This window comes from Deltaproteobacteria bacterium, from assembly GCA_019309045.1.
Taxonomy (GTDB): Bacteria; Desulfobacterota; Syntrophobacteria; order BM002; family BM002; genus JAFDGZ01.
This window is the reverse complement of the sequence record JAFDGZ010000156.1, coordinates 1-7,007: the sequence shown is the minus strand read 5'-3', so window position 1 is coordinate 7,007 and position 7,007 is coordinate 1. Positions and strand designations below refer to the sequence as shown.

Here is a 7,007-nt window from a genome sequence, read left to right as displayed (position 1 = left end):
CCCATTGTCTGCAACCTGGTCAGAAACTACGATCTCACTTTCAACATTCTCAAGGCCACTGTGTATCCTCATCGCGAGGGGTTAGTGGTCATGGAGCTGCAAGGCCAATCACGAGAGGATTACGACCGCGGCATCCGCTACCTCAAGCGCCGCGGAGTAAAAGTAGACGCGGTTGCACAGGACATCCAAAGAGACCTCGACAGATGCTTCCAGTGCGGAGCCTGTACAGCCGTCTGTCCCACGGGAGCCCTGTATCTTGAGCGTCCGAGCATGGAGGTGCTTTTCGATCCGGAAAAGTGCAGCGCCTGCGAGCTGTGCGTCAAGACCTGTCCCACCAGAGCAATGATTGTCACCATTGACAAAGCAATTGCCCTATGAGCCATTTGCTGACACCCATGTCGGAACCAGCAGCAAAGCCGTCAATTTCTTTGCCAGAAGCACTGGAAAGTGTGAAAGAAGCACTGGATGCGAAGCTTGCCCCTGCTGCCACGGTGGCTGTAGCACTGAGCGGCGGAGTTGACAGCGCCATGGCCGCTTTCCTGTTGAAGAAACTTGGCTTTCGCCCTGTGGCGCTTCATATGAACCTTGTTTCCTCAGAGCCAGGTGTCGATTTCGAGCAGCTTCAAGGCCTCAGCCGCAAGCTGGATATACCTCTGCACCTGGTTGACCTGCGCCGTCCTTTCCAGCATTTCGTGGTGGAGCCTTTTTTGGAAGCCTATCGACGGGGAATGACACCCAATCCCTGCGTGCTCTGCAATCCAATTATAAAGTTCTCTTTTCTCCTCCGCCAGGCAGAGGAGCTGGGAGCTGAGCGGTTGGTCACCGGACATTATGTCCGGCTCACCAGGGATCCTGGCAGCAACAGAATTCTCCTCCGCAGGGGGCGCGACCGCCGCAAGGATCAATCCTATTTTCTTTATGGCCTCAGTCAGGACCAGCTGGCCAAAGCGCTCTTCCCCATGGGATATTTGTGTAAACATCAGGTGAAAGCGCTGGCTCTCGAGGCCGGGCTGGCAGACTTGCATCGTCCGGAGAGTCAGGAAATTTGCTTCATTCCCAAGAATGACTATCGCGGCTTTCTCAAGGAGCGCGTTGGCGCGGCCCTGCCCACAGGGGGGCCGATAGTGGACCTCGGTGGCCGCATCGTCGGCGAGCACCGAGGCATTCATCAATTCACCATTGGCCAACGCCGCGGTCTCAATATCTCTTCCAGCGCCCCATATTATGTTGTTGCTCTGGAGCCCGACACCTGCACTGTCCGAGTCGGCCGCAAGAAGGATCTCTTGAGAAGGGCAATGAGGGTTTCCTCGGTAAACTGGGTTTCCATTCCTCCCCCGGCCTCGAGCCGAAAGGCACAGGTACAGATTCGTTATCGTCATCGACAGGCAGAGGCCTCAATCGAGCCGCGGCCGCAGGGTGTGTTGGTACATTTTCTCGAACCTCAGGCTGCTATCACTCCCGGCCAGTCTGCAGTCTTCTATCAGGACGACCTCCTGCTGGGAGGCGGCATTATTGAACAGGTGTTTTCATGAGCACTGCTGCGCTCACTACTCTGGGCTGCAAGGTCAATCAATGTGAGACCGCCTATCTGGAGCACTGTCTGCAGAAAGCCGGCTACGTGATCAGACCGTTTTCAGAAAAGGCGGATCTATATTGCATCAACACCTGCGCAGTTACAGCAAAAGCCGCCATGCAGTCGCGCCAACTCATCCGCCGCGCTGCCCGCCAGAACCCCGCAGCACGGCTGGTAGTCACCGGCTGCTATGCGCAGCTTGCGGCAGCAGATATCAGTCGCCTCGACAAGGTCTCGCTGGTGCTCGGCAACAGAGAGAAATTTCAGCTGCCTGTGCATCTCAGCCAGCTGGCTTGCAGCAAGGGGGCATTCATCCATGTGACTGATATGGTGCAGTGCACTTCTCACTTGCCGCTCCTGCTGGCGAGCGCTGCTCGCAAGACCAGGGCCTTTTTGAAAGTGCAGGACGGCTGCGATGCCTTCTGTACCTACTGTATTATCCCGCACGTTCGCGGCCGCAGTCGCAGCGTGGACCCGCTGAGCATTCGCAAACAGGTAAAAAATCTCCTGGGCAATGGACACAAAGAGATAGTACTCACCGGCATTCACCTGGGCCAGTGGGGAAAAGATCTTCGGCCCCGAAGAGATTTACTCTGGCTGCTGCAGTCGATCACCGCCAAGCCGCTGCCCGCCAGGCTGCGCCTCAGCTCTCTGGAAGTCGGCGAAGTAACCCCGGAGCTCCTCGATTTCATCGCTGCCACAGCTGCCGTGTGTCCGCACCTGCATGTGCCGCTGCAAAGCGGCGATGCCACCATATTGCGTCGGATGAACAGACATTACTCGCCCTCTCTGTTCAAAGAACGGCTGACTGCTGCCCTGGAGAAAATTCCTGGACTCGCTCTCGGTACAGACGTGCTTGTTGGCTTCCCCGGGGAAAGTGAGCGCAACTTTGAAAATACTTATCGCCTTCTGGAATCTCTCGATGTCGCCTACCTCCATGTGTTCCCCTTCTCTGCCAGGCCGACTACCCCTGCTGCGCGCATGGCGAACCAGGTGTCGCCCAGGGTAGTCCGCGAACGCTGTCGCCTTCTGCGGGATTTAGATCGCCGCAAACGGCAGGCCTTCAGGCAGCGCTTCATAGGCAGTGTGCGCCCTGTTCTTGTGGAAAGCCGCCAAGACAGGAACAGCGGCGGCTTGCTTGGCTTCTCTGACAATTATCTCCCCGTGGTCATCAATCAAGAGCTGGTCTCACCAAATGAAATGGTGCTGGCGAGACTGGATCGGATGGAACACGGCCGCATTGTAGCTGCGCCAGTGTGACAACCAGCTTCAGGGATCCGCTGCCGGAGGTGCCCTGGCACGGAACCTTATCTCTCAGCCCGTCCATTCATCAGCGGCCGCAACAGAGAGCGTCAATGGGCAGGGATACCGGATATCGGTGGTCAGTTTGCAATTGTCAGTTATCAGGAAGATATGGTAGCCCTGGTGGCATCCAGGGCGTACCGCCGAATGCTTGGTGATGCCTCCTGGCGGCTTCGCAAGCCTAGCCGAACTCCCGAAAAGAAAGGCCCTTGAACAAGGGCCTTTCAGCTTCGCTGTTCCAGGCAGCTATTTCAAAGCGGTCTGTAGAGAGGCCTGCCCTCTTCATCTCTGGGAAAGTCCTCCTTGTCCGCTGAACCGTCACAACCACAACAACCGTCGCAGTCCTCTTCATGTGCCAGTGGTGTATAGCCTGTTTCGTCACCCATGATATGTCACCCCCTAGATTGGCGTTTTAATCTTATGTTTAAGCATCCTGCTGACTGGTGTCAAACTTATCCTTGCCTGACCAGGCAGTAGTGCTGCAATTCTGCCTCGCTTTAAAGCGTATGTCGGCCGCTCTTTCTTGACCAGTGTAATGGCATTCTGCTATATGCTGAATGAGGAAGGCTTTCATTATGCCGCGTTCGAAGGCCGGTCATGCAGCCAGGGTGGCGCTGCCTGGCCGTCGCCGGTATCGGGTGCAGCCCTCAGCGCCTTGTTCTTTCCCGGGGAAAAGCTATGCTGCGTCGTCTTTGTTGCCGCTTTTTTATGACAGTTGCTCTGCTCTTTGCCTTTTGGTCGGTGATCTTACCTGCAAAGCCGGCAATGGCAGCCAGTCTCGAGGAGACTACTGAACTGGACTGGCCTCACCCACGCTTCCCGGAAAGGCGTGCTGAGCGTCTCTCCATGGTGAAAACTCAAATAATCAGCCGCCGGCCGTCAGTCAAATCTGCTGCTGTTCTCGAGGCCATGCGGCAAGTACCGCGGCACCTTTTTGTGCCCCCGCGGCTGCAGAGGCTGGCATACGCTGACAGACCTCTGCCCATTGGCTATGGGCAGACCATCTCGCAGCCTTACATTGTTGCTTTGATGACTGCCGCGCTCCAGGTGAAGCCTGGGATGAAGGTTCTGGAGATCGGCACCGGCAGCGGCTACCAGGCTGCGGTATTGGCTGAGCTGACCCCCAGTGTCTTCAGCATAGAGATCATTGAGGAGCTGGCGCGCCAGGCCGCCGCCCGTCTCCGTGAGCTCGGCTACACCACAGTCAAGGTAAAGGCCGGTGACGGCTATTATGGCTGGCCGGCTGAGGCGCCCTTTGATGGCATCATCGTCACCTGCGCTGCTGGCCATCTGCCGCCGCCGCTGCTCCAACAGCTGAAACCGGGAGGCCGCCTGGTGATCCCCCTGGGAACGGTCTTTCAAGTGCAACGGCTGGTAGTAGTGCACAAGAACGCGGCCGGCAAAGTGTTCACCGAAGAACTGCTCCCGGTGGTCTTTGTGCCAATGACCGGCGCGGTCCAGAAAAAGTGAAAGAGCAAGACCAGCTCAAACCGAGGCTGCGCCAGCTAACAGCCGTGGCCCTCATATCTGCTGCCGTCCTGGGGATTGAACTGGCGCTGATGAGAAGCCTGTCGGTGTCTCGCGGCTACCACTTTGCCTATCTCATCGTCAGTCTGGCGCTCCTGGGATTTGGCGTCAGTGGAACCTGTATCGCCCTGGTACAGACAAGAGTGCTTCCCCGTTTCAGTTGGTGGATTCGTACCCTCACCTGCATCCTTGCCCTGAGTATTCCCCTGTGCTTTCGTCTCGCCCAGCTGCTGCCTCTCGATATGGCCTATCTCCTCTATAGCGGCAGTCAGCAAGGCTTTCTCCTTCTTTTTCAAACTCTCACCTTTTTGCCCTTCCTGCTTGCAGGCTTCGTAATCGGCCTCAGTATTCTCAGGTTCTCCGCCTCGGTGAACCGGGTCTACGGCGCCAGCCTGCTGGGCAGCGGCCTTGGTCCCCTCCTGACCATCGGCCTGCTGTGGTGGCTCGCCCCCGAGAGACTGATCCAGGTATGGAGCGCTGCAGTCTTTGCTGCCACCTTTCTGTGGCCGCCTTTACCAGGATCAACTTCGCGGTTGTCAAAAACAGTGCTGCCAGTGGCGGCTTGCCTGGTGCTGCTCGATTTCTGGCAGCCGCCCGCCATTGCCCTGGACCCCCACAAAGCCCTGGCGCAACTGAGGCAGTGGCAGCTTCAGGGAAATGGACGTTTTCTCGTCACTCGCTATGGCCCACGGGCAAGGCTGGATGTCTTTTCCTCGCCGCGGCTGCACTTCACCCTTTTTGCAGGGCTTACTGCCGCCACGCCACCGCCAGCGCAACTACTCCTCCTTGGCGACGGCGATATCCTGGGACCCGTCTTTCGCATACAGAGCCCGGCTGGAGCACAGATCCTGGATGAGACTCCCATGTCGGTGGCCTATCGCTTGCTGGCCAAACCCAGAGTGGCTCTTCTTGGTGAAAGCACGGGCACCTCTGTGTGGCTGGCTCGTCGCTTCCGGGCAGCGCATATCACCGTGGTTCAACCAAATTCACAGATTGTCGATCTTCTCAACGGTCCCCTCGCCCCCTATGCCGGCAGCGTGTTCCAGGGCCCTGATGTGGAGCTTTCCATGCAAATGCCGCGTCACTTTTTGAAGCGCACCTCTGAAAAGTTCGACCTCATTCAGGTGGTCTCCGCCGAAGTCATGGCGGCTGGGCTGGGCGGCTTGCTTTCGCTGCACGAGAACTACATGCTAACTGTGGAGGGCATGCAAGACTGTTTACGGCACCTGACAGCTGGAGGTTTGCTCAGCATCACCAGAGGCCTGCAGTCACCACCCAGGGACAACATAAAGATTCTGGCCACTCTGGCTGCTGCCCTGGAACGACTGGGGGTCAGGGACCCCGGAAAACACCTCGTTCAGCTTCGCAATCACCTGGCTGTCTGCACCATGGCCTCGGTTCAACCCATCACCGCCTCCCAGCGACAAGCTATCGAGAAGATGAGCAACAGGTTGTGGCTGGATATCGATCTTCTGCCAGGTTTCGACCCTGAGAGCCGGCTGCAGTTCAATCGTCTGACACCCATACCAGGCGTCAAGCAGTCAGTCTATCAATTTGCCGCAGAAAACATTCTTTCGGAGGACAGGGAGCGGTTCTTTCGCAGCTGGCCCTATAATGTGCGCCCGGCAACTGATGATCGACCCTATTTCTCTGACTTTTTCCGCTGGCGCTCCCTGCCCGTGCTGTTGAAGACTTACGGTCCCCAGTGGCTGCAGCGCCTGGAGCTGGGCTACGTGGTATTGCTCATCACTCTGGTGGAAATCGTGGCGGCCGGCCTTGGCCTGCTCATCCTGCCGCTCTTCCTGCTGCAGCGCAGGAATCCCAGCACTGGCAGAGGCGGCCCTGCTCTGTGGTACTTCTTTTTTATAGGCCTGGCATACCTGGGAATTGAAATGACTTTTATGCAGCACTGTACTTTGATGATAGGCGACTCTCTGCTGTCCGCCGCTGGCGTGCTCGCAGGCTTCCTCTTCTTCTCGGGCTGCGGCAGCATTTCCTACCGCTATCTGGGCATTTCTGCCAGGAGGGCTGTCCTTTTTTCTGGGGCAGCAATAGCCATCCTGGCACCTGTCAGCTTCGCCATGAGTCACTGGCTTCTGGGAACTGTTGCCAGCTGGAGCACGGCCGGCCGCTTTCTTTTTACCATGGTGCTCCTCGCTCCCCTTGCCTTCATCATGGGCTGCCCCTTCCCGGCAGGCATGCTGCTGTTGGAACAGGGATCTCCCTTCTTTGTTCCCTGGGCCTGGGGAATCAATGGCTTTGCCTCTGTGGCAGCAGCACCTCTGGCCATACTCCTTGCCCTTTGCCTGGGGTTCTCCGGAGTCCTGACCCTGGCAGTTGTCTGCTATGTGCTAGCCCTGCTGGCCGCCTGGACAGTCTGGCTGCGGCCGCCGCCGTGAGGTACAATGGCACCTGCAGAAAACTGGCAGCTGGTCGCAAGGTGAAGGTTGGGGAGTGCTTTTTGCCCAGATCCACCAAGGCTCTGGCTTCCAGCCAGATCTCTTGGCGGGGCCAGCAGCAGACTCCCTCAGATGTCTATGAATACCACCTGAATGATATTTTCGAAGTCACGCAATGCCTGAAATGCAGCAGGCGGCACTGTACC

At 57.5% G+C, this 7,007-nt stretch carries 5 protein-coding genes; all 5 read left to right on the top strand.

Annotated features, from left to right (window positions below; genetic code table 11):
• Nucleotides 1–378, top strand: a 378-nt coding sequence (locus JRI89_17010) for a 4Fe-4S dicluster domain-containing protein (GenBank protein MBW2072930.1), incomplete at its 5' end; no start/stop codon positions are given.
• Nucleotides 375–1,532, top strand: a complete 1,158-nt coding sequence (gene mnmA, locus JRI89_17005; GenBank protein MBW2072929.1) for a tRNA 2-thiouridine(34) synthase MnmA — start codon at nt 375–377, stop codon at nt 1,530–1,532. The genes JRI89_17010 and mnmA, both read left to right, overlap by 4 nt.
• Nucleotides 1,529–2,833, top strand: a complete 1,305-nt coding sequence (gene mtaB, locus JRI89_17000; GenBank protein ID MBW2072928.1) for a tRNA (N(6)-L-threonylcarbamoyladenosine(37)-C(2))-methylthiotransferase MtaB — start codon at nt 1,529–1,531, stop codon at nt 2,831–2,833. The genes mnmA and mtaB overlap by 4 nt, the downstream gene beginning before the upstream one ends.
• 807 nt (nt 2,834–3,640) lie before the next feature.
• A complete protein-coding gene (locus JRI89_16995) occupies nt 3,641–4,345 on the top strand; it encodes a protein-L-isoaspartate(D-aspartate) O-methyltransferase (GenBank protein ID MBW2072927.1) in 705 nt (234 codons plus the stop codon).
• Nucleotides 4,342–6,801 (top strand): hypothetical protein, encoded by a 2,460-nt coding sequence (locus tag JRI89_16990; GenBank protein ID MBW2072926.1) that lies wholly within the window; start codon nt 4,342–4,344, stop codon nt 6,799–6,801. Before JRI89_16995 ends, JRI89_16990 begins: the two co-directional genes overlap by 4 nt.
• Nucleotides 6,802–7,007 lie beyond the last annotated feature (206 nt).